Genomic DNA, 23,030 nt, shown 5'->3' with positions numbered 1-23,030 from the left:
CCAGTTTTTTAGCGGAAAAACATCTTTAAAAGAGCTAGGGTTGAGGTGGTTATTTTACCATACATTTTTATGGTCTTCATCTTGCTTTAAGCAATTTATAGGAGACTTAATTTCTACTTTTAGTAGCGTACTATTTAGGAGGCAATAATCATGATGTTGAAGGCGATGGCAAGTTAGATTTTTGGTGACTAAAATCAAATGACTAAAGTTATTAAGTTACACAAAAAGTGTAAAATCCCTAGTATTAGGGGTGATCTTTGTCAGTTTTTAAGGATGAAAGACAGAATATGGAGATAGAATTAAAGAAAAGAGTAAAGGTTTATGAGTATTTTTACTCTTCTCTTTAAGAAGAATATACTTAAGTTAGTAGGCAAAATAAAATTTAAGATTATGCTTGGGGCTTTCAGTTAACAGCTTTCGGCGGTGGTTTTTGGGAAAAAGCATGGTTGTGGGTAATAAAAAACATTTTAACACTCTGTGCCTTGTGCCTGTTGCCTTGTGCCTAAACACATAACTTAAATCTTATTCTGCACGATTACTTAGACTTGAACTTTTTTGAGGTCTATTTTATGATACAAAAGTTTAGTAGCAATACCTTGCTGATCTCTAAAATTAAAAACCTGTCCATCAGCTCTTACTTGTTCCAACAAATCAAAATCTAAGGATTGATAATGCCATGTTGGTTTTTGTGTTTCGCCCATAGAAATGATTCCTTCCTCTGGCAAATTCTTATCAGGGGTTGAATAAAAAGCTGCATAACCATAATTAATGTCTACTGCTGGCGACCAAAGGGCATTTCCAACAGTCTGAGCTACAGCGGTATAAATTTGATTTTCTAAGGCTCTAGCTCTTGCCCCTATATGAACCCTAGTAGCGCCTCTTATGGTTTCGGTACAGCTTGGGGCTACAATTAATTGTGCGCCTTCGGAAGCAAGTAATTGACTACCAATAGGGAACTCTACATCGTAACAAATCTGGATACCAAATTTTCCCCAAGCAGCTTCAAATACAGTAAGGACTTTTTCTCCACTTGAAATTCCCCATTCTTCGTTTTCAAAACGAGTCATAAAAAACTTATCTTGATATCCCACATAGCCTTTTTGCGAAAACACCATAGCCCTATTTACAGGACGCCCATTAACAATGATAGGTAAACTTGGTGCTACTATGGTTACATGATTTTGTTGGGCTGCGGTAGTCCAAACATCAATGAATTTTTCTTGCAAATTACTTAACTCAATTACTTGCCCCTGAAGTGAGGATTGTAAATTAGCTGGCAAAATGCTCGTCAATTCCATGGCGCCATATTCAGGAAAAACTAACAGTTGGGCATCTTGAGAAGTAGCTTCTGCAACCCATTCATGAACATGGTTTGCCCACGCATCAAACGAGCTATGCTGCGTAATGGGATACTGTGCTGTTGCCACACGAACTTTCATACCGAATGGATTAAAATGTCAATGTTTGTTGATGATAACCGTTAAAGGCTTCTATGTTAGTGGGCAAAATCAATTTAATTTTACCCGCTCTAGGATGTCGTAAGCAGAATGTTCAAAAGTGTTTTTAATGAAATCTTTAATACATTTTGCCTAATGCCTACAGCTCATAGCCTAAAACGTATTAACGCAAAATAAAACTTATCAATTATAGAACTTAGCTATGTCTGTTGATTAGGTTTTTTTCAGAAACCAATCTTTTCATCAGCTCCTTAGGTGCGACAGACTTCAAGATTTTGACTTTCTGCCGTTCCTACGGGGCTTTTACAAAGGAATACAAGATAGTGCCTATATTGCACGATTACTTATGTATCAAAAAAGATCGAGACACAATTTGTTAGTAACCTTCTGATTATGAGTGTTCTCAAATAACCAATATACGATTAACTAATAACATCTTGGTACTTAAGCCAAAATCTTAGAGGTTTTGGAGTACTGTATATTTCGCCAATATCTAACCAACTCATCTCACAAACTAGATGAGGTTGCGGAATGTAGCCTCTTTTACTCCAAAAAATATCATTTGGACGATATTCTGACGGTTTTAGAGGGTGGTTTTCTCCACGGTCGACCGAACAGAAAGCGGTAATTTTAAAGCCGTTTGCTTTGGCATAAATCTCTCTTTCGTCAAAAAAACGATGACCTAATCCCATACCTCTGTAAGATTTCAACAAAATACTTTCACCAAAATAAAAAATGTCAGCCAAATTAAAACCTTCTTTTATAAATGGTAGCTGAACTTCCTCTGTTTCATCTTTCAAGGGAATCGCAGTAGTAGCTCCAACCATTTGACCTTGGTCATAAACGGCAAATAGAAAACCTTTTTCCGAATTGGCATAGGTTTTTAAGTATTCTAATTCATACGCTAAAGTACCTTCGTATAGATAAGGATAATCGTGGAAAACCTCGATTCGGAGCTGAGCCAAATCCTCAAAAACACTTTCGATTTCTTTACCTACTTTTTTGATAAATTCCATGTTACTTTGATACTAATTCAATCCAAAGAGTAAGATTATAATAAGTAGTTACACGTGTGATTTTTCCATCTTTCACTTCCAAAAAAGCACCAGCGGGCAATATATATGTTTGTCCGTGTGCTTCAGGAAGACCTTCTTCTCCTTTTTTGTAAATGCCATTTACTACAAATTCTACGGCTACCCGTGTGCCTGTTTCTTCAGCAAGAAATACCATTTCAGTAAGGGTTTCTTCATAACTGTCATCCATTTTTTGAAGAAATATTCTGAATTTATCCTTTCCCACACGAACATCGCCTTGGTTACTTTCGTGGCGAATATTCTCATCAAGCAAGTCTAACATTCCTTGCCAATCCTTTTGATTAAAGCAATTGTAGTATGCTTTTACTATTTCTACACCTTTCATGGTACTAAATTGTATAATTAATCATTGATTCCAGCGATGCACTGGGCATAATTTTTATGCGACTCAAAATTAAAAAATTCGATAATCAAATGGGTATTTTATTTGTAGGTACATCAATTTATTACCATTAGTGAAGTGTAAAATGAGTTATTGAGATCACCTACCTGACTTATATCTCCTTATTTCTTGGAACAACTCTCGGTATCAATCGTCTGCCCGTTGTTGTAGGGTTGTGGTATTTGTTTTTTTAATTTAGATAAAATAATAAAATGACGGAGCTAATGAATGCTTGATAGTCAGTAATTTGAGTGTTTTTTGGGCCGTATTTTTGTTATGATAGATTAATTAAATGCGGATATTTTTAGCTACAAGACGAAATTCCTAAATATTTGAAGAAAGCTTTGTCGTGATGGCATATTTTTCTATATTTACATCGAGCATTATTGTTACTTGAAATTATATAAAAATGGCATCCTTGCTAATCTCTAATAATTGTGAATCCTTATGTTGCTTTATTCATTCAAAAATTTTACCGCCACTAATTCAGTACGAGACATACCCAAATCCCTCACTGAGTGCCTTCAGGAACTCTGTACTGACTATGAGCATCTTCAGACAGAAGAAATTACCCAACTAGAGTCTTCCCATATACGTCCGATTGTCTTTTATTACCTACCTAGTTTTACGTCTTCAGATATTCAGCTTTACAACGACTACCGCCAGCAGTCATCTTCTCTCTACATTATTTTAATACTTCCCAAAGACAAGAAAAACGAACTCAAATCTCAAAATGAGATTAAATATGAAGATTATTTGCTAGATACCCAGCTTTCTACGGATTGGATAGAGCGTGTGTTGACTTTTTATGAAAAAAGAAAAGAATGCAAACAAAAACTATCGAAGTACGTAGATCTTTATCATAACTTGTTTGCTAGCTCAACAATACCTATGATGGTGACTTGTGCCTACACTAATCAAATTGTGATGGTGAATCAGGCTACCAAAGACACCATCTTAGCAGATGAAGACTGGCTAAAGCAAAGAAAAATTACAGAGCTATGTCATCCTGATGATATGGAGCGAATGGAGTCAAATATGGCTTTGCGTACAGGAGAGCGAACAGTAGTAAGATGGTGTTTGCCCAATACTCAGATTCTCCATGTTGAGTTTTCGGCATATAATATCATTGTTGATGACTACCCTGCTTCTTTGGTGATTTTTACCAATATCACACAACTCATCGAATCTCGAGAACGAGAACGCACTTCCCTTTTTCAGTTTGAAACTATTTTTGACAAAACTCAAGAAGCTATCTTGGTTTTTGATGACGAAGGGCAAATCATTGACGCTAATCGCTCGGCTGTAAAACTATTCAGAGCTTATAATAATCAACTGATTGGTTCTAAAATCCAGCCTTTAATGACTTATGGTCTAAAGAAATCACTTAGTCAAATCTGGCAAACTTTCCGAGATAATAATCAAGCAAAAGGGATTACCAAAATCAGAGATTTTGAAAATAATCAACTCATTGCAAGTTATCAGTTGCATAGAAAACTAATAGGTGGGTATCATTTGGCTACGCTGTTGGACATCACTGATAATTACCAAAAAAATCAAGAAACTCTGTGCCTCAATGAAATACACAGGCTTTTAGGACAATCTCAAACCTTCAATGAACCTTTTGAGATGGTGTTAAAACGTGTTTGTGAGCTAGCAGGTTATCAAACGGCACTCTTGTGGGTGGTAGATGGAGCAGATAAATACCTCAAAAACGTAAGTTATGGTACGCATAACTTCAAAGAAACTTTATCGCTAGCACCATCTATTCGTTTAGAACATTCTGCCGACGATTGGGAAGTACAGGTGTTTCGTCATGGACAAGCTATGCGTGGCAAGCAGATGCGTGAAATAATCCACGGAAAAACTATTGATTGTAATTCCTTTGTGTTGCCGCTCAAAAGCAAGCATAAAGTTGTGGGTATTTTGTCTCTTTGTACACAAGATGCAACCCTCATCAACAAACGTCATACGTCATTTTGTAAAAGTGTAGCAGATATATTAGGACTAAAAATTGTCAAATTAAATGCGTTAAAAGATTGGGATAATGTATTCAATTATTCTAACAATTACATCTGTACAATCGGTAGAGACGGTTGTTTTATTAAAGTAAATCCTCGTTTTTGTAAAGAATTAGGGTATCTGAAGGAAGATTTTTATGCAAAACCATTTTTACAAGTAGTTCATCCAGAGGATTTAGGCGCAGCAAGGTTTGATTTGGATTTGATGTTTGATAAAAATGCAAGCGCTACTTTTACCAATCGATGTGTAGCCAAAGATGGAAGTATTCGTTGGATAGAGTGGAGCTCCACCTACGAACCCAATAGCGAATTAGCTTACTTGATTGGCAAGGATATTACGCAAGAACAATCGGCCAAAAGACAATATCTTCTTGAGGCAGAAAATAGTGGCAGAATTCTATCAAGTATTACAGATGGATATTTTATTGTAAATGACCAATGGCGGATTCAATATGCAAATAAAGCCGCAGAGCAACTCTTTGATATAGACTCACAAGCACAAATGGGAATGTACCTTTGGGAGGTTTTTAATATTCATCCGTACCATCCATTTTTTATGCAACACGTAGTGGCACAGGACGAAAATCGTGAGTATTCTTTTATTGACTACGAAGAGCATTCGAAAAAATGGCTTTCGGTAAGTTGTAATCCTCTCAATGATGGTATGGCTGTGTCGTATAGGGATATAACGACACTCAAGGAGCAAGAAAATAAGATAGAAGTAATGAAGTCTAATTTGGAGCTGTTGATTAATAACACCGACAATTATATATGGTCGATTGATACCGAAAAAAGATTGGTTACTTTCAATTCTATTTTTGCTCGAAGAATATCTGATAAATTAGACGAAGAGCCACAAGTAGGTTCTTTAGCACTTAATGAGAAATGGTCGCCCGAAGAAATAAAGCTATGGGATTCTTTGTATCAAAGAGCTTTGGCAGGCGAGTCTTTTTTTGAGGTTGTGTCTAGTTTCAATCCACTCAAAGGCGAGATTGAAATTTCAGAAATCAATTTATACCCTATTTATCGTGACAATGAAATCGTTGGTGTGTCGTGTTTTTCAAAGGACATTACCGAAAATACAAAATATGTACGTGCCATCGAAGAACAAAATAAAAAGCTCCGTGAAATTGCGTGGATGCAGTCACATGGCGTTCGAGCTCCTTTAGCACGTATTTTGGGAGCAGTTGATTTGCTAATGCACGATACACAAGGTGCTTTACCTTCTACAGAATTACTATCATGGGTAGACGTGTCGGCTCGTGAATTGGATGTTGTGATTCATGATATTGTTAAAAAGGCTTCGCCATTGTCGGCAGAGCCCAAAGGTTTTCCAAATAATTTAATGGTATCATAAATTTATCATAACGATAACCTTCTTGTTTTAAATTTGTTTTGTATTTTAACTCCTGTACCACATTGAAAATGATAATAATGTGGTCCAGGAGTTAGAAATTGATAGACACTTTAGCTATTTGATTGTTCACAAACGATACTTATAGACTAAATATGCTTACCCAATTGAAACAAAAACTTATGGAATCAAGAAGAGAATTTATTCGAAAAGCCTCCTTTCTCGCTAGTGGCGCTGGATTTTTTGGCGCTTTACCTCAATCTATTCAAAGAGCATTGGAAATAAACCCTGCGCAAGGTAGTTCTTTTTGGGACGCCGAACATGTGGTGATTTTGATGCAAGAAAACCGTTCCTTTGATCACTGTTTTGGTACACTTCAAGGAGTTCGTGGGTTCAATGACCCTCGTGCTTTGACTGATGGTAACAAACGTAAAGTATGGTTACAATCTACAAAAGATGGCAAGACTTATGCCCCTTTCCGACTCAACCTCAAAGATTCAAAAGCTACATGGATGAGTTCTTTGCCACATTCGTGGGAAAATCAAATTGATGCGCTCAACAACGGAAAAAATAATGGATGGCTTGGAGCTAAGCAGTCTGGTAATAAAGATTATAAAGATATGCCTCTGACTTTGGGCTATTATAATCGTGAAGATATTCCGTTTTACTATGCCATGGCGGATGCCTTTACTATATGTGACCAAAATTTCTGCTCTTCTTTGACGGGTACAACGCCCAATCGTTTGTATCTATGGACTGGGACAATTCGAGAAAAGTCTTCATTTGATTCTAAAGCCAATGTAAAAAACGAAGATATCGATTATGAAAAATGGGCAAAATGGAAAACTTTCCCTGAAAGACTACAAGAAGCCAATATTCCATGGAAAATTTATCAAAACGAAATCAGTTTATCGTCAGGACTAGAAGGAGAGGAGGATGCTTGGCTTGCTAATTTTACAGATAACCCTATAGAATGGTTTGAGAATTACAAAGTGAAATTTGCTCCAGAATATTATGAATATATTCAAAAAATGGAAAAAGTTTTGCCTGAGGAAATCAGTAGTTTATCGCAAAAACTACCAACTTTAGATGCCTCTAGTGCCGAATATAAAAAGACTCAAAGACAACTAGATTGGAAAAAAGGTTTGCTAGAACAAGTAAAAATTGACTTAGTAGCCTACCATCCTGATAAATACAAGGATTTATCGGATACCCAAAAAGCTATCCATCAGCGTGCTTTTACCAATAATAGAAAAGACCCAAATTACAGGAAATTAAGTCATTTGAAATACGACTTTGATGGTAAAGAACGCGAGATGGCTGTTCCTCAAAGCGATGTATTGTATCAGTTTCGTGAAGATGTCAACAACAATAATTTGCCAACTGTATCGTGGTTGGTAGCTCCTGAAAACTTTTCAGACCACCCAGGCGCACCTTGGTATGGTGCTTGGTATTTGTCAGAGGCGATGGATATTTTGACCAAAAATCCTGAGGTATGGAAAAAAACCATCTTTATTTTGGCTTATGACGAAAACGATGGCTATTTCGACCATATTCCTCCTTATGTTGCTCCCGACCATCAGGAGCAAGATTCAGGAAAGGTATCCCATGGCATTGATGCTTCAGTAGAGCGAGTAAATATTAAGCATGAACAACAACGTCCTTACAAGGATATTCGCAAAGGACCAATTGGTTTGGGCTTTAGAGTGCCACTTTTGATTGCCTCTCCTTGGACACGTGGCGGACGTGTATGTTCGGAGGTTTTTGATCATACTTCTGTCATTCAGTTTTTGGAAAAATTTGTTTCTAAAAAAACAAAAAAGAATCTTCATGAAAGCAATATCACCGAATGGCGTAGAACCGTTTGTGGTGATTTGACTTCTGTTTTTCAACCATATAATGGCGAAAATATTCCTCTCCCTAATTTTGTAGAGAAAGAACCCTTTATTCAAGCCGTGCACCAAGCGCAGTTTAAGCAACTGCCATCGGGCTATAAAGTACTTACTGAAGCCGAGCAAGACGCAATCAATCAAAACCCTCAAGTAGCAAAATGGATGCCTCAGCAAGAAAAAGGTATTCGACCAGCCTGTGCCATTCCTTACGAATTATATGTGGATGGTCAGGTAAAAGGTGAAGCTTTTGAACTTAAAATGAAGGCAGGGACAACCATTTTTGGGAAAAAGACAAAAGGTTCGCCTTTCAAAGCTTATTCCACTATTCCATATCAGAAGAAAGATATCGAAGGAAAACCTTTAGGTTATGAGACTATGCTGGCAAGAGATTATGCCGTAAAAGCTGGTGACCAACTGAAAGATACTTGGAAATTATCTGAGTCTGAATCAGGGCAATATGCTGTGGATGTGTATGCTCCAAATGGCTTTTTTAGGACATTTAAAGGAAATGCTTCAGATAAATTAAAAACAAGTTTGACCTACGAGTCGGCTTCTACCAGCGAAACCCTAACTGGAAATGTTGTATTGAGCTTAGAGAATATTTCAAAAGCTAATATTACTGTTGAGGTAATCGACGAATCTTACGAAACAGGTTTAAAAACCGTAAATATTAATGCTGGACAATCTCAAAAATTAGTACTCAATCTCGCCAAAAGTTACGATTGGTATGATTTCTCAGTGAAAGTAAAAGACGATTCAGTCTTTTTGAGAAGATACGCTGGTCATGTTGAAACAGGTAAATCAAGTTTTACCGACCCAGCGATGGGTCTAGCCAAAACTGTTTAGATTTTGCAGCGCATTTTTCATATTCCGAATAGTGGACGACTTAAGTCGCCTACTATTCGGAATATATTTTTGTTACACAACTGATAATCTTTATCTTAACTTCCTAGTTAGTGTGCAATATAAATTTGATATTAGGTATTCTAACAATCTGCTGACTAATCTTTTAAATTCACAAATCTACATTCAAGCTTATTCAACGGCTTTGCCAGGTTACAAGTGGCACTTTTCAGTAAAAAATTACTTACAGGTTCTTTTAAAAGAAATTTATGTGAAAACCTGTAATCTAATTAATTTATGATCCAACGAATCTTCGCGTGTATTGCTATCAGCTTTTGTCTGAGTAATATTGGAGTTAACGCACAAGCCCTTAAAGTCCAACATGATTTGATAGTAGCAAAAGATGGCTCTGGTGATTTTAAGTACATCCAAGATGCTATCAATGCTGTAAGAGTATATCTCCCTAAAGACATTACCATAAAAATCAAAAAGGGTAAGTATGTAGAAAAATTAGATATTCCAAGCACCTTAACCAATATCAAATTTGTTGGCGAAGATAAGGATAGTACTATTATTAGTTACAATGATTATTCTGGAAAAGGTAAAATGGAAACCTTTGATTCTTATACCTTGAGAGTGATGGGCAATAACCTTTCTTTTGAGAATCTAACTATCGAAAACACTGCTGGAAGGGTAGGACAGGCGGTGGCATTGCATGTCGAAGGCGATAGATGTGTTTTTAAGAATTGCCTTTTTTTAGGAAATCAAGATACTATTTTTGCCTCAGGAGAAAACGCTCGACAACTGTTTGAAGATTGTTATATTGAAGGAACTGTCGATTTTATTTTTGGTTCTTCTACTGCACTTTTTGAAAGATGCCATATTCACTCAAAAGCGGATGGATACGTATCGGCGGCATCTACCCCTGATTGGGTAGTTTATGGTTATGTTTTCAAAAACTGTAAACTTACGGCTGATGCCAACGTAACCAAAGTGTATCTAGGTCGACCTTGGAGAGATTTTGCCAAAACTGTTTTTATCGATTGTGAAATTGGCAGTCATATCTTAGCAGAAGGATGGAATAACTGGGGTAGACCATCAACCGAAAAAACGGTATTTTATGCAGAGTATAATTTAACAGGAAAAGGGGCAAACAATGCAAACCGTGTAAAATGGTCAAAGCTTTTGACTAAAACAGAAGCTGTAACCTACAGTAAATCAGAGATTTTTGCAGGAAAAATAACACAAGAATTATCGAAATTCTGGTCAGATAAATAAAAGAAGCTTTATCTTTGTTGTAATAAACGTAAAAAATCTTTAAATAATTATAAATATTGTGAAAGCTCTACTAACTATATCTCTTTCTGTTTCATTGTCTATTACAGCATTGGCTCAGTCTACTGTTGGGGTAACAGGCGTAAAAGATAATTCTTATAACAGCTATTCTGCGTTGAAAACAACGCTCAAGACACATCCAAATGCCTTATTGGTTATCGAAAACCAGTATGCAAATGTCTCAGAAAAACGTGATATTGTATATGCCAAAATTGGAGATAGAGAGCTGAAGTTGGATGCTTTTTACCCAAAAGAAAAACATCATCAACCGCATCCTGCTATTTTGATTATTCATGGTGGAGGCTGGCGTTCTGGCAATAGAGCACAGCATATTCCTTTGGCTCAAAAGTTGGCTTCATTAGGATATGTTACATTTACGGCTGAATATCGACTTTCTACAGAGGCGCTATATCCTGCTGCGGTGCAGGATTTGAAAGCTGCTGTAAGGTGGATTCGTGCCAATGCGCCTCAATATCATGTAGATGCCAATAAGATAGCAAGTTTAGGGTTTTCGGCTGGCGGACAATTAGCGTCTTTGGTGGGTAATACCAATGGTGTTCAGACTTTTGAAACCAATGAAGGTATCACAGGAGTGTCGAGCGATGTACAGGCGATTGTTGACATAGATGGTATTGTAGCATTTATTCATCCTGAATCAGGAGAAGGAGACGATTCCAAAAGAACCTCTGCCGCTACCTATTGGTTTGGATACGGTAAGGACGAAAATCCAACGCTTTGGAAAGAAGGCTCAGCCTTGACTTATACTGGAAAAAATACGCCACCAACCTTGTTTATCAATAGTAGTGTAGAGCGAATGCACGCAGGAAGAGACGATTATCGTAAAATTTTGGAGGCTAATCATATTTATTCAGAAGTACATACTTTTAAAGATTCCCCTCACTCTTTTTGTTTGTTTACCCCATGGTTTGACCCAACGGTTGAGTATGTTGACCATTTTTTGAAAAAGGTTTTCAAAAAACACAAAGATGTGTTGGCATTTAGATAAAAATATAAAGGCTTAATCTCACGATTAAGCCTTTTCGTTTATTAGGGGGATAGATAGTGATAGCTAAGTTTGGAAAAAAGGTTTTTAAGTTATCGCAATGTTTAGAAATTGCTTGTAAACATTTTTGAATCGCTCAAACCCTTGTTGGTACACTTGATTATACTGCTTGTTGGGATAAAAAACAATTTCGTTTTTTATATCGTTGTGATACTCCATCTCGAATGATTGGAAACCTAGTAACACAGCGCCCCATGCCGAACTTTCAATGGTATTACTGACTTCTACTTTCATTTGAAAAATATCAGCAGTCATTTGTAACCAAAAATTACTTTTGGCAAAGCCTCCGCTGACCATCAAAGTCATATTGGATAACTTTTCTTTTTGAGGGACTAATACCTCTGCAATTTGTTTTAACCCAAATAGAATACCTTCCATACTGGCTCGAATGATATGCCCTTGGGTATGTTGCATGTCTAAGCCAATCATGAGTCCTTTGGCTTTGGCATCCCAAATGGGTGCTCTTTCTCCCAAAATATAAGGCACAAATAACAATCCTTCAGAACCAACTGGTACTTTAGAGGCTTTTTCGAATAATTCTTGGTAGTTTTCGGTAGACTCAAGAATATTATTTTTGAGCCATTGCAAAACTACTGCACCATTGTTTACCGCCCCTAATTTGAGATACTCTGTACCATATAAATGATAGCATTGTGTTCTCATCTGGGCGTCGATAAAAGGTTGATTCGAAACTACCCTCACAGCTCCACTTGTGCCTATTGTAAGCGCCATTTTGTCAGGAGTAATTGCTCCAGAGCCTAAATTAGCCAGAATTCCATCGCCGCCACCGCTTACTAATTCAAGACCATATTGCTTACAATAAGCTCGATGGGTTGATTTTACTATTATAGACAATTGTGTTTTTTGGATACTAAGGTAGTTCAAAATTTCCTCCGACCATTGCAGTGAATGTATGTCCATCAGACCAGTTCCTGAGGCAAGGGTCGTATCAATTGTGTATTCGTGGGTTAGGTGATACCAGATGTATTCTTTGGCACTTATCAATTTATGTGCCGAGGCTAACAATGCTGGTTCATGCTCCTTGAGCCATGCAATTTTGGTCATTGGCGAAAAACTATGAATCGGTATTCCCGTAATATCATAGGACCGCTGACCCGTTGTGGTATGTTTTAATTTATCTGCAATATCTGCTGCCCGATTGTCTGCCCAAATCATGCAGTCTGTCAAAGCTTGATGGTTTTCGTCTACCAAAATCAAGCTTTGCATAGCTGCACTAAAACTAATAAAGCATAAATCAAATCTAGAAAGAATATCTACGATACAATCGTTGGTTGCTTTGAGTAAATCTTGTGGGTTTTGGGTGCTCCATTCTGGTTGAGGGTGAAACATCGGATATTCCTGACTTACCTGATACAAAACGTCACCTTGTTGATTAAAAACTACTGCTTTTGTGGCTGTAGTTCCCAAATCAATGCCCGCATAATAATCCGCCATAAGCATTCAATTTTAAATTCTAAAGGATGCTTATTACGACTATTTTTTCTCTACGGCATGTCCTCCAAACTCGTTGCGAAGTGCTGCTACCACTTTTCCTGAAAAAGTATCTTCCATTTGTGAACGATAGCGCATCATTACCGACAGCGCAATTACAGGCGTAGGTACACCCATATCCAAGGCCGTTTCAAGTGTCCATTTGCCTTCACCCGAAGAGTGCATGACACCTTTTATTGCGTCTAATTGTGGGTCTTTAGCAAAAGCATTGGCAGTCAATTCCATCAACCAGCCTCTAACAACTGAGCCATGATTGAATAATTCTGCTGTTTTTTGAAAATCAATATCAAATTGCGAACGTTCAAATACTTCGAAGCCTTCCGCAATGGCCTGCATCATACCGTATTCAATACCATTGTGAACCATTTTGGTAAAGTGTCCACTTCCAGCACGACCAGTATGTAAATAACCGTTTTGGATAGATATTTTTTGAAAAACTTCTTCTACATATTTGAAGACATCGGTATCTCCTCCAATCATGGTACATGCGCCTTGTAATGCACCACTGGTGCCGCCCGAAGTACCGCAGTCAAGGAAGTCGATACCCTTGTCTTTCAAATGTGTGTAACGACGTAAAGAATCCTTGAAAAAAGAGTTTCCGCCATCTATTATTATGTCTGAAGGGTTCAATAAAGGAATTAATTGCTCAATGACAGCGTCAACAATCTCCCCAGCTGGTACCATCAACCAGATTACTTTGCGTCCTACGAGCTGTTTTGTTAAATCTTGTAAGCTAGAAGCGGTAGAGATTCCATTTTGGGCAATTTGTGCTACAAAATCAGGGTTTACATCGTTGGCTATTACCTCAAATCCATTTCTATGAAGATTTAACGCTAGGTTAAATCCCATTTTGCCTAAGCCTACCAATCCAATTTGCATAAGTTTATTTGTTAAAAGTTTTGGGATATTTTGTTTATAAATGATAAGGTGTACTGTACTCAGTAATTTGTAAAACGTTATTCGTGAATTGTATATCCGTTATAAGTATTAGTGCAGAATTATGAGTGGTGAATTGTGAATTTAAAATTTTAATTATAAATACCTTATATCTTCTATTGATTGAATATTATTCTGCACGATTACTTAGAAGAAGTACATATTCATAGTCTGTAAAAGTGTTTCAAAATCCTTTTAATACTCTTTGCCTTGTGCCTGTTGCCTAGTGCCTCAACACAAAACTTTAATCTTATTCTGCACGATTACTTAAATCTATGGCTCAAATTTCTTGGATTATTTTGCTTAAAACTTTCATTTTTTTTCGGTGTAAAATATTTGAAATATTCATTTGTAAACTTTTGTGGCTCCACAAATTGAACTCATTATAAATGAGAGCTTTAGTGAAAGTTTGTACAGATTTATAAGTCGAAAAATTATATTCTCTTTTATTTTTAGTAGAAAAATAAAAAATTGTAACCCATTGTTATATTCAAAACCAATGAACCTGCCTAAATTACAAGATGGTTTTTTCAGCCATATTTTGTGATTATCTCATGAATTCCAACTTTCACTATATACAAAACGATTCACCCGAATTAAAGGAATTTCCTTTTGTGTCTTGCTTACTTTCGCAGAAGGTACAGCAAATCATTCTTGATTCTTGGGAGATTGCTCAGCGAGCAGGAATTGGTATTTTTAGCTTTACAGAAGGTAAATATGAATGGTATTTGGAGCATAAAACCTATCCATTATACCCCAATGATTCCTTGATTGTTCAACCTTGGCAGGCGATTGGCAACCCAAGGGGGTATTTGGAGATAGGGGCATTTATGCAGCTAAGTATTTTGCCGAGTCATTGGGCTAAAGACGGCCAGTTAATTTTGGGCGATTGGAGCAAGATTTCATATAGTGAACAGTTAGTAATCTCAAAACTATTTTTGTCCAATGCCAAACCAATTATTCCTCGCAATCCTACCATTGGTCAGTTAATCATGGAGTTGGGGCAGGAAGTACAAGAACAAGCCTTTGGATACCGTACTAGAGTACCTCAAATTATAGACGAAATACTGATTACTTGGGCAAGAACATTGGGTAAAACTGAACGAAATAGCCAAGATTTTTCACAGACATTTCTGCAATTAGAACAAACCCTGAGAGCTAATCTGGAACACCCATGGACCTTGGAAGAAATGGCAGGGCTAGTAGGGTTAGGAAATACAGCTTTTTCAGAAAAAGTGAAACGCTTTTCGGGTTTTTCGCCTCTCAATTACTTAATCAATATCCGTATTGCAGAGGCGAGTAGATTATTGAAAAGTAGTGACAAACCTTTAACAGATATTGCTTTGGAAACTGGATTTTATTCGTCACAGCATTTTTCAACTACCTTCAAAAAGCTTACAGGATATACCCCAAGAGATTATCGCAAAATCCATATATAAACCACACTTTATTTCTCAACAACTGATACCTTAATCATGGAAGCAATTTTGACGATTGATATTAATACGACCTCTGTAAAAGTTCAGGTGTATCATCTGAGTGGGAAGGCTTTGTATCAAAAACAAGGTTCATATCCTACTTTTCACCCTTGTTCGGAGTGGAGTGAGCAAGACCCTGAACAGGTGTATATTACAACCCTATTTGTTGTCAAAACTTTGATAAATGAGTTCATACTTCCAAATAAAATCAAAATATTGTCGATTGGATTTAGTGGCTCAATGCACAGTGTTTTGCCTGTTAATGCCAAAGGAATACCCTTGGGACAAGCAATTATTTGGGCTGATAATCGAGGTCAAAATCAAGTTAAAAAGCTTAAAGATATAGGGCTTGATACAACGCTATGTGCGCATACAGGTACACCAATACATCCAATGTCTCCTCTGATGAAAATAGCTTGGCTGGAGGCAAATAAGGATATTTTTAGAGAAAAAGTAGCTAAGTATATATCACTCAAAGAATATGTGCTTTTCCAACTAACAGGTCAATATCGAGTAGATGAAAGTATGGCTTCGTCGACAGGATTATTTGATATTACTGCCAAAAAATGGTCAACAGATGCCTTGTCCTTTGCTCATATTTCGGCTAATGAGCTATCCGAAGTTAGTTCGGTAATGGATACTTCCTTGACACTTAAACCCGAAATAGCTAAGTCTTGGGGTATTTCTTTGGATACTCAAATTGTACTTGGTGCAACAGATGGTTGCGTTGCAACACTAGGGGCGGGGATTATTTCAGAAGGGAAAGCAGTTATTTCTATCGGGGCAAGTTCAGCAGTCAGAATTGCAGGAAAAGAATTGTTGAAAGATCAGCAACAAAGAGTATTTAATTATTTACTAACAGATAATTGCTATATCAGCGGAGGTCCAGGCAACAATGCGGGCGTAGTGTTTGAGTGGTTTGCCAAGGAATTTGGGGATTTTTCAGAGCATGCCTACATTGAAGAAGTGTTGGATGAGATTTTTCAAAGAATAGAATCAATTCCGCTTGGGGCAGATGGATTGGTATTTTTGCCTTACTTGTTAGGTGAGCGAGCACCCATTTGGAATGCTAATGCCAGAGGCTCGTATTTTGGACTACATATCAATCATACGAAGTCTCATTTGGCTCGTGCTACTTTGGAAGGTATTCTGTTTGGGGTGTACAGTATTGGAAAAATGCTAGCAGAGTTTAGGGAAATCGACGAAATTCGGATTAATGGTAGTTTTGCGTCCCATCCGTTATGTGTACAAATGCTATCAGATATTTTTGGTAAAAGAATTACAGCAAACCTTGCTTATGATGGAGTAGGACAGGGTATTGCGTTGTTGACGCTGACACAAATGGGAATTTTTAGAGATTTGCAAACAGCTACTGAATCATTGAGATTTGACCAAGAATGGTTACCCAATTCAGAGAATCATGCCAAGTATCAGGCGTATTATCGTTTGTTTGAAAGATTGACAGAAAAGCTTGAGGAGGAATTTGGATATTTAGCCAAACTGCGTGATTTGTAGGAAAGTAGAACCCTCTAAAAACAAAAAATCCCAATCATACGATCGGGTTGCAACTCATTTTTTCATTTTAAATCCAGTCATAAGACACTTTGTCATTTTCTGGATTGTGATTCTCGCCTTTCTGAAACGTGTGCATGTAGCGAGGGTTGTCTTGTTTTTTTGCTTTGTATGCTCGCCAATTCGAATGACGGTTTAATGCACTCCAACTTTGTTTTGCCATATTTTTATTTGTTTTAGTAAATAATATGAGCAAAAGCTGTTTCTGTAATTGCTTGATTAATAATTGATTATTTTTACAAATCACAAAACTCTTTTGCTTTGTATTTGAATATAAAACTACAGGTTTCTTGAAAAAGTTCAAATTTTGATAGATTATTAAATTGTTAAGGAGTAAAGACTCGCTATTGTACTTGAGATCTTTGCTTTTATTCACTTCAAAAATCAACAACATGAATGCCGTAAAAATAACTGCGTTTGGTACGCCCGAAAACATGATTTGGTCCGAATATCCAGACCCTACTTGTGGTGCTGAGGAGGTAATTATCGAAATATATGCTGCGGGAGTCAATAGACCTGACGTATTGCAACGAAAAGGGCATTATCCTGCACCCAAAGGAGCGCCTGCCGATATTGCTGGCTTGGAAGTAGCAGGTAGAATTGTTGAGATAGGGGAAAATGTTAGTCGTTGGAAACTAGGAGATGAGGTTTGTGCACTGGTCGCAGGAGGTGGTTATGCCGAAAAGGTCAATGTACACGAGTCGGTTTGTCTGCCGATTCCTTCAGGTTTTTCAATGGAAGAGGCAGCTTGTTTACCAGAAACAGTCTATACTGTATGGCATAATGTTTTTCAGAGAGGCAACTTGCAAGCAGGCGAAGGCATTTTGATACATGGAGGAAGTAGTGGTATTGGTACAACAGCAATTCAGTTGGCGAAGGCTTTTGGAGCGAAGGTTTTTGTAACGGTAGGCAATGATGAGAAAGGTAAAGCTTGCATTGAACTTGGTGCGGATAGTTTTGTGAATTATAGAACACAGGATTTTTTGGAAGAGTTGAAAGAAGAGCAAATCAATGTTATTTTGGACATGATAGGAGGAGAGTATTTCTCGAAAAATATAGATTTATTACAAGCCGATGGACGCTTAGTTTATATCAATGCCATGGAAGGGAAGAATGTACAGATTGATATTTTGAAAATGATGCAAAAGCGATTGACCATCACAGGAAGTACTTTGCGTGCAAGAGAAGTAAGTTTCAAGGCAAATTTAACAGCCGAAGTTTATGAGAAAGTATGGCCGATTTTAGAACAAGGATTGTTCAAAGTACCAATTTACGCTAGTTTTCCTATGGCTCAAGCGGCAGATGCACATCGATTAATGGAATCGTCGGCGCATATCGGAAAAATTGTATTGGTTAAATAGTGTTGCCAAAAAAGGCTGTGATTATCAATCACAGCCTTTTAAACTAAATTCCATTTAACTATGTAATTGAAATGGACTCATATTGGTGATATTTTGTAAACAACTTTCAGCTATTGGCAATAAGCCATCAGCAAAAACTATCCTTAAAAGTCTAATTGTTGTTAAATACTGACGAATATTCTATACAAAGTTATAATTCTGCGAATAGGTTCAATATTAAATTTATTATAGGGCAACAAAAAAGCCAACCTCAAAGAAGTTGGCTTTTGTCGATAACTATTCTAAATGCTAAAGATATTATAACGAATTGTATCTCGTTACGGGATTTTGAGAGAGTGCTATTTATGGTTACTATCTAAAAGCCAACTGTCTCCACCATGAACCAAGTCTTGAACCTGAAGGTTTGAAGGTGAAAATCTGTGTTGGTTTTTGTGTCAAGGTTTCGAGATAATGCAGGAAAAGGCGATTGGCTTGATGTTGCCAATCGATAAATTCAGTTTGAATACTTTGATGTTGTGGTAAATAGGTCAAAAACTTCGAAAAATCAAATTCAGTTGAGGCAATCCCAGCACCAGCACGCTGTCCGTCGTGTGCATTTATCATTTGCTCGATATGATTAGGTACAGGAACCATCATGATAGGCTTGCCCAAATACATAGCTTCACATACAGACTCGAAGCCTGCTGTACAAACTAAACCTGAACAATTTTCCATCATTGTTAAAAATTTCTCAGCGTTTACCTGATGAAAAGTAAGGTTTTCTCTTACTGCCCATTCGTCAGAAAAATCTGGATTATTCCAGAAACAATGGATTTGTACATCACGATGATTTTCGTGCCAATTGGCAATATCTTCCGCCAATTTGTGATGCGTTATATATGCCAACACAAAAGGCTTGCTTGTCGGATGAAGCTTTTTTACTTCAGTGCGCAATAATGGTGGTACAACTGCAATGTTACGACTTGGGTCATTTTCCATTTTGTCGAATGACAAAGCCAATTTTTGCGTACTTCCCAATGCCGTTACTTTGGTATTGAAGTTGAGTAAAAAACGGTCAAACCAATGTTTGGAAATATTGTCAAATTGCTCATGCAATAATAAATACTGATGCGCAATGCAAATACAAGGGATATTGGGACGATATGTACTGAAATACAGACCACAAATCATTTCGTAGAAATTGATTACGGCGTCTGGTTGGTAGTAATCTATTTGTTCTTTCAGATACTTTACACTGTTGCAATACAAAGGAAACTTGAGAATATGAGTACGAATCGTGTCCCAAACTCTCAAAGCTTTACCTTGACCATAAACGAGTGATGGACTAGGGAAAGTTTGAATAGGAGCTTGGATAGACTCTTGGAAAAAAGTTGGCAAATTTTGATTATTACCTTTGCCTACCAATACTGCAACGACTTCGTGACCAGCCGAAGTCAATATTTCTGAAAGAGAGATCGCCTGAGTCAAGTGACCTCTACCTTCGCCTTGTACAACAAACAAAAATTTACTCATTTCGTGGCTTTTGGTATGATGCTTACAGAGATAAGCATTAGTTTTTGTTCTCGTTTAAAATCAATTCGTTGGTATCTTCTTCGCTTAAAAGCAATGCTTCGTTGGCGTAATACATCAATTCCCATACTCCTTCATGAGTTTCGATGAGTGCACTCAAAGATTCAACCCAGTCGCCTGAGTTCATATAGGTGACTTCGCCAATGGCTTTAATTTCTGGTTTGTGGATATGCCCACATATAATGCCTTCACAGTCGTTTGCTAAGGCTAATTCAGCCAGTTTTTCTTCAAAATCCGACACATGATTGACGGCTTTTTTGACCTGCTGTTTAATTTTTTGTGAAAAGGAGTAGTATGGCATACCTCTCCATGCGCGATAACGGTTATAGAGCTTATTAAGGCCCAGAAGGAAGGTATAACCTATATCGCCTAGGTGTGCCAACCACTTCATATTGGATGTCACGGAGTCAAAAATGTCGCCGTGCGTGATAAAAAACTGTTTTTTCCCAGATTTAAGAATATAGTCTTTTCGGATACTAAATTGTTTTCCTAATTGAAAAGGAATAATCTGGTCAAGAAAATCGTCGTGGTTGCCTCGTAAATAGATTACTTTGGTTCCATGTTCTTCAATCATTTTGAGCACTACCCTAAAGAAAGCCGTATGTTTCTTTTTCCAAGAACCCCCTTTTTTGAGTTGCCAGCCGTCGATAATGTCGCCATTCATGATGAGCGTTTCGCAAGAAGTTGATTTTAAAAATGCCACCACTTCCTTGGCTTTTGCTCCTTCAGACCCTAAGTGTAAGTCTGAAATGATAATGGTTTTATATTGAGCTGGTGTTTTCATATACGTATCTATTCCAATTCAAGAAGACAGAAACGATATTTAGGGATAGTCGTTTAGTGCATTTTCTGCCTTGTTTTAACTATGACCAAAATTGAGGAATTACTTTAACCTTATGGTTGTGTGTATATTATGCTTTTGTTAATTGTTGGAGCGGACGAAATAAGGAAAGAAAACCAACAAATTAGCCAATGAAAAATGGCAGGTTAGATAGAGGAAGACCAGAAAGGATTGGAAAATACGACTGGCTAATCTGTTGGTATAATTTTGTAAGAATGGATACTCGGTTTTGTTTCTTTTTAGGCGTTGGCAAAAAGATACCCTACACCTTTGATAGTACGAATGTAATCATCGCCAATTTTTTCACGAATTTTACGGATATGCACATCGACTGTTCTTTCAGTCACGTGAATACCTCTACCCCAAACATTAGAAAGGATTTCGTCGCGAGAGTAAACTTTGTTAGGATTGGTGACAAAGAACATCAACAAATCAAATTCTTTTTTAGGCAATACCCATGAGTTGTTGTTTACCGCAATAGAATAATTTTGTTTATTGATAGTCAAATCTTCGATTACGATTTTTTCGGTACCAGTTCCTTCAGCTAATTCACGCTTCAGCATTGCTTTGATACGACTCAATAATGCTCTCGGCTTCACAGGTTTGATTATATAATCATCAGCACCTATATCAAATGCCGCAATTTCGGAGTATTCTTCTGCACGAGCGGTCAAGAACAAGAGATAAGTTTTGTTCAATTCTGGCATTTGTTTGATAATACGTCCAGCTTCGATTCCGTCCATAATCGGCATCATAATGTCCATTACAATCAAATCAGGAATGTGTTGCTTGGCTTTGTCTACCGCAATTTTACCGTTTTCAGCCGTGAATACTTGATACCCCTCGCCTTCAAGGTTGTATTGGAGTAATTCTAAGATATCTGGGTCGTCATCTACTACCAGTACTTTAAGAGAAATGTCGATCATAAGTAATTAATCTAGGACTAATAATGTTGTCGTTTGAGATGATAAGAAATTGGGCTTCTCAAAATTTGACACAAACTTATCAACCAGAAATTACCTCATCGTTACTCTTATATTAAGTGTAGATTAACATTTTGAAACGGTAAATTATAGGTAAACAATTTATGAAATCGTGCCTTAAAAAAAGGGGATAATTAGTATTTGTATCTCTAACGTTTAAAAGTTACAGTTTGAAAACTACAACAAAAAAAAGGCCCAAGTCGGAGACTTGAACCAGAGGAAGGGTTTTATTTTTTACTTATTCATTACTTCTTCAATTGGTTTACCAACCTTATCATTAGGTGCGTACTTTTCGCCTAAAAACTTAGCAAGCGTACTGGCGAATTGTGTTTGATAAAACTGTCCAGCCGTTTTTTGTTCGCCTGTAGCGGGAGAGTCTGGTCCTAATACAGCAAACCAAATTTGGTCTGAATAGGCTGTTCTAAAACCATGATCTGTCCAACCAGATTTGGGATATTGTCCTCGTCCATGGTCTGAAGTGATAATGAGCGTCGTTTTATCCTTATATTCTGGCATTGACTGAATCGTTTTCCAAAGATCTGCCAAATAGCGGTCAAAATTGTTTGCAGCTTTCAGATAGGCATCATAATTACCTGCATGTGCATAGTCATCTGTTTCATCAAATGCCATAAAAAGCACCTTTGGCTTTTTGTTTACAAGGTATTCTTTGGCAAGATAATAGGTAATAAAATCGTGACGGTCGGCATTGGCGCTCGGAGTGCTTTCCTGAATTTCGTTGAGTAGTTTTTCTCTTGGATTTGGATTTTTTACCAGTTCCTTTCCTGAATTTACAGGGATTTTACTTCTTTTTTCATTGATAATAAAAGGAAAACAATCCCATGTAGAAAAAGCAGCAATTTTGCCTTTGTAGGCAGGTTTTTTATGTAAAAACTCCAAAACGGTTTCATTTGGATTGTCGATATGGTCGTTGCTGGTAATGCGCTCGTCGTCGGGGGCACCTGTCAATATTTCATTGTAACCAGGGTACGAAAACCATTGTTGGTTGGTGATATTGACAAAGTTTTTATACTCACGATTGCCGTAAATTTGTCCTTTTGTAGCAATGGTATTCCACAAAAATGGTAATAGTTTCGCACGACTAGCTTGTGACGAACCTCCAAATCGGTCGATTAAATCTCGTTTACTTTTGGTATATTTTTCTTGATTAAGCAAGGCGGTATCTAGTCCATTAAATACCTCTAGCCAGCGAAATCCATCGGTAGTAATTAATATAACCTTTTCGGTTTTGTGTTGTGCTTGAGAGAAAAAAGCACCGAATAATAGGAGGAGGAATACACTTATTTTTTTCATTTATATAAAGGTTTTTGATTTGTTGA

Annotated in this window: 17 protein-coding genes; 7 read left to right on the top strand and 10 right to left on the bottom strand. The window is 37.2% G+C overall.

The features are described 5' to 3' along the window. Positions 1-539: 539 nt before the first annotated feature. From QM491_RS20395 to QM491_RS20385, 3 genes are all read right to left on the bottom strand, one after another. The gene (locus tag QM491_RS20395) at positions 540-1,439 is read right to left on the bottom strand and encodes a carbon-nitrogen hydrolase family protein (protein ID WP_283329377.1); all 900 of its coding nucleotides are present in this window, start codon (positions 1,437-1,439) and stop codon (positions 540-542) included. 440 nt (positions 1,440-1,879) lie between these two features. Next, complete coding sequence (locus QM491_RS20390; RefSeq protein ID WP_283329376.1) at positions 1,880-2,473, bottom strand: GNAT family N-acetyltransferase; 594 nt, start codon at positions 2,471-2,473, stop codon at positions 1,880-1,882. 1 nt (position 2,474) lies between these two features. After that, positions 2,475-2,876, bottom strand: a complete 402-nt coding sequence (locus tag QM491_RS20385; protein ID WP_283329375.1) for a ketosteroid isomerase-related protein — start codon at positions 2,874-2,876, stop codon at positions 2,475-2,477. A 504-nt stretch (positions 2,877-3,380) separates the two neighbouring features. On the opposite strand from QM491_RS20385, the gene QM491_RS20380 reads away from it, so the two are divergent. The 4 genes from QM491_RS20380 (at position 3,381) to QM491_RS20365 (ending at position 11,384) form a co-directional block, all read left to right on the top strand. Then, positions 3,381-6,311, top strand: coding sequence for a PAS domain S-box protein (locus QM491_RS20380; protein WP_283329374.1), 2,931 nt, complete (start codon positions 3,381-3,383; stop codon positions 6,309-6,311). A gap of 179 nt (positions 6,312-6,490) precedes the next feature. Next, positions 6,491-9,046, top strand: a complete 2,556-nt coding sequence (locus tag QM491_RS20375; RefSeq protein ID WP_283329373.1) for a phosphocholine-specific phospholipase C — start codon at positions 6,491-6,493, stop codon at positions 9,044-9,046. Between the two features lie 294 nt (positions 9,047-9,340). Further along, positions 9,341-10,321: a pectinesterase family protein gene (locus QM491_RS20370; protein WP_283329372.1), complete on the top strand. Its 981-nt coding sequence runs from the start codon at positions 9,341-9,343 to the stop codon at positions 10,319-10,321. Between the two features lie 58 nt (positions 10,322-10,379). Continuing rightward, positions 10,380-11,384 carry an alpha/beta hydrolase gene (locus tag QM491_RS20365; protein ID WP_283329371.1) on the top strand — a complete coding sequence of 335 codons (1,005 nt, stop codon included), beginning with the start codon at positions 10,380-10,382 and terminating at the stop codon, positions 11,382-11,384. An 84-nt stretch (positions 11,385-11,468) separates the two neighbouring features. Here QM491_RS20365 and QM491_RS20360 read toward each other — a convergent pair whose 3' ends face one another. Next, the gene (locus tag QM491_RS20360) at positions 11,469-12,896 is read right to left on the bottom strand and encodes a gluconokinase (RefSeq protein WP_283329370.1); all 1,428 of its coding nucleotides are present in this window, start codon (positions 12,894-12,896) and stop codon (positions 11,469-11,471) included. A gap of 39 nt (positions 12,897-12,935) precedes the next feature. Further along, positions 12,936-13,832 carry a phosphogluconate dehydrogenase (NAD(+)-dependent, decarboxylating) gene (gnd, locus tag QM491_RS20355; protein ID WP_283329369.1) on the bottom strand — a complete coding sequence of 299 codons (897 nt, stop codon included), beginning with the start codon at positions 13,830-13,832 and terminating at the stop codon, positions 12,936-12,938. 611 nt (positions 13,833-14,443) lie between these two features. Here gnd and QM491_RS20350 point away from each other — a divergent pair. Together QM491_RS20350 and QM491_RS20345 are read left to right on the top strand one after the other, a co-directional pair. After that, a complete protein-coding gene (locus QM491_RS20350) occupies positions 14,444-15,328 on the top strand; it encodes a helix-turn-helix transcriptional regulator (protein WP_283329368.1) in 885 nt (294 codons plus the stop codon). A gap of 36 nt (positions 15,329-15,364) precedes the next feature. Further along, the gene (locus QM491_RS20345) at positions 15,365-16,882 is read left to right on the top strand and encodes a gluconokinase (protein ID WP_283329367.1); all 1,518 of its coding nucleotides are present in this window, start codon (positions 15,365-15,367) and stop codon (positions 16,880-16,882) included. A gap of 67 nt (positions 16,883-16,949) precedes the next feature. Here QM491_RS20345 and QM491_RS20340 read toward each other — a convergent pair whose 3' ends face one another. After that, positions 16,950-17,102 (bottom strand): hypothetical protein, encoded by a 153-nt coding sequence (locus QM491_RS20340; protein ID WP_283329366.1) that lies wholly within the window; start codon positions 17,100-17,102, stop codon positions 16,950-16,952. A 229-nt stretch (positions 17,103-17,331) separates the two neighbouring features. Here QM491_RS20340 and QM491_RS20335 point away from each other — a divergent pair, with 229 nt between their 5' ends. Continuing rightward, positions 17,332-18,300: an NAD(P)H-quinone oxidoreductase gene (locus tag QM491_RS20335; protein WP_283329365.1), complete on the top strand. Its 969-nt coding sequence runs from the start codon at positions 17,332-17,334 to the stop codon at positions 18,298-18,300. 351 nt (positions 18,301-18,651) lie between these two features. Here the strand turns inward: QM491_RS20335 and QM491_RS20330 are convergent, their stop codons facing one another. The 4 genes from QM491_RS20330 to QM491_RS20315 all read right to left on the bottom strand — a co-directional run bounded on the left by QM491_RS20330 (position 18,652) and on the right by QM491_RS20315 (position 23,004). Continuing rightward, entirely contained in the window at positions 18,652-19,812 is a 1,161-nt protein-coding gene (locus QM491_RS20330; protein WP_283329364.1) for a glycosyltransferase family protein, read from the bottom strand. A gap of 37 nt (positions 19,813-19,849) precedes the next feature. Then, the gene (locus tag QM491_RS20325; RefSeq protein ID WP_283329363.1) at positions 19,850-20,653 is read right to left on the bottom strand and encodes a UDP-2,3-diacylglucosamine diphosphatase; all 804 of its coding nucleotides are present in this window, start codon (positions 20,651-20,653) and stop codon (positions 19,850-19,852) included. A gap of 296 nt (positions 20,654-20,949) precedes the next feature. After that, entirely contained in the window at positions 20,950-21,636 is a 687-nt protein-coding gene (locus QM491_RS20320) for a response regulator transcription factor (protein ID WP_283329362.1), read from the bottom strand. Positions 21,637-21,927: 291 nt separating this feature from the next. After that, on the bottom strand, positions 21,928-23,004 hold the full coding sequence (locus QM491_RS20315; protein ID WP_283329361.1) for an alkaline phosphatase family protein: 1,077 nt from the start codon (positions 23,002-23,004) through the stop codon (positions 21,928-21,930). Positions 23,005-23,030: the final 26 nt, after the last annotated feature.

Source organism: Flectobacillus longus, from assembly GCF_030056705.1.
Taxonomy (GTDB): Bacteria; Bacteroidota; Bacteroidia; order Cytophagales; family Spirosomataceae; genus Flectobacillus; species Flectobacillus longus.
This window is presented reverse-complemented; position numbering and strand designations above follow the sequence as displayed.

Excerpts from the sequence above, each read along its gene's own strand:
- QM491_RS20340 (WP_283329366.1), bottom strand. The coding sequence starts at position 17,102 with ATGGCAAAACAAAGTTGGAGTGCATTAAACCGTCATTCGAATTGGCGA.
- QM491_RS20315 (WP_283329361.1), bottom strand. The coding sequence starts at position 23,004 with ATGAAAAAAATAAGTGTATTCCTCCTCCTATTATTCGGTGCTTTTTTC.
- gnd (WP_283329369.1), bottom strand. The coding sequence starts at position 13,832 with ATGCAAATTGGATTGGTAGGCTTAGGCAAAATGGGATTTAACCTAGCG.
- QM491_RS20385 (WP_283329375.1), bottom strand. The coding sequence starts at position 2,876 with ATGAAAGGTGTAGAAATAGTAAAAGCATACTACAATTGCTTTAATCAA.
- QM491_RS20330 (WP_283329364.1), bottom strand. The coding sequence starts at position 19,812 with ATGAGTAAATTTTTGTTTGTTGTACAAGGCGAAGGTAGAGGTCACTTG.
- QM491_RS20360 (WP_283329370.1), bottom strand. The coding sequence starts at position 12,896 with ATGGCGGATTATTATGCGGGCATTGATTTGGGAACTACAGCCACAAAA.
- QM491_RS20390 (WP_283329376.1), bottom strand. The coding sequence starts at position 2,473 with ATGGAATTTATCAAAAAAGTAGGTAAAGAAATCGAAAGTGTTTTTGAG.
- QM491_RS20375 (WP_283329373.1), top strand. The coding sequence starts at position 6,491 with ATGGAATCAAGAAGAGAATTTATTCGAAAAGCCTCCTTTCTCGCTAGT.
- QM491_RS20350 (WP_283329368.1), top strand. The coding sequence starts at position 14,444 with ATGAATTCCAACTTTCACTATATACAAAACGATTCACCCGAATTAAAG.
- QM491_RS20370 (WP_283329372.1), top strand. The coding sequence starts at position 9,341 with ATGATCCAACGAATCTTCGCGTGTATTGCTATCAGCTTTTGTCTGAGT.
- QM491_RS20335 (WP_283329365.1), top strand. The coding sequence starts at position 17,332 with ATGAATGCCGTAAAAATAACTGCGTTTGGTACGCCCGAAAACATGATT.
- QM491_RS20395 (WP_283329377.1), bottom strand. The coding sequence starts at position 1,439 with ATGAAAGTTCGTGTGGCAACAGCACAGTATCCCATTACGCAGCATAGC.
- QM491_RS20325 (WP_283329363.1), bottom strand. The coding sequence starts at position 20,653 with ATGAAAACACCAGCTCAATATAAAACCATTATCATTTCAGACTTACAC.
- QM491_RS20345 (WP_283329367.1), top strand. The coding sequence starts at position 15,365 with ATGGAAGCAATTTTGACGATTGATATTAATACGACCTCTGTAAAAGTT.
- QM491_RS20320 (WP_283329362.1), bottom strand. The coding sequence starts at position 21,636 with ATGATCGACATTTCTCTTAAAGTACTGGTAGTAGATGACGACCCAGAT.
- QM491_RS20380 (WP_283329374.1), top strand. The coding sequence starts at position 3,381 with ATGTTGCTTTATTCATTCAAAAATTTTACCGCCACTAATTCAGTACGA.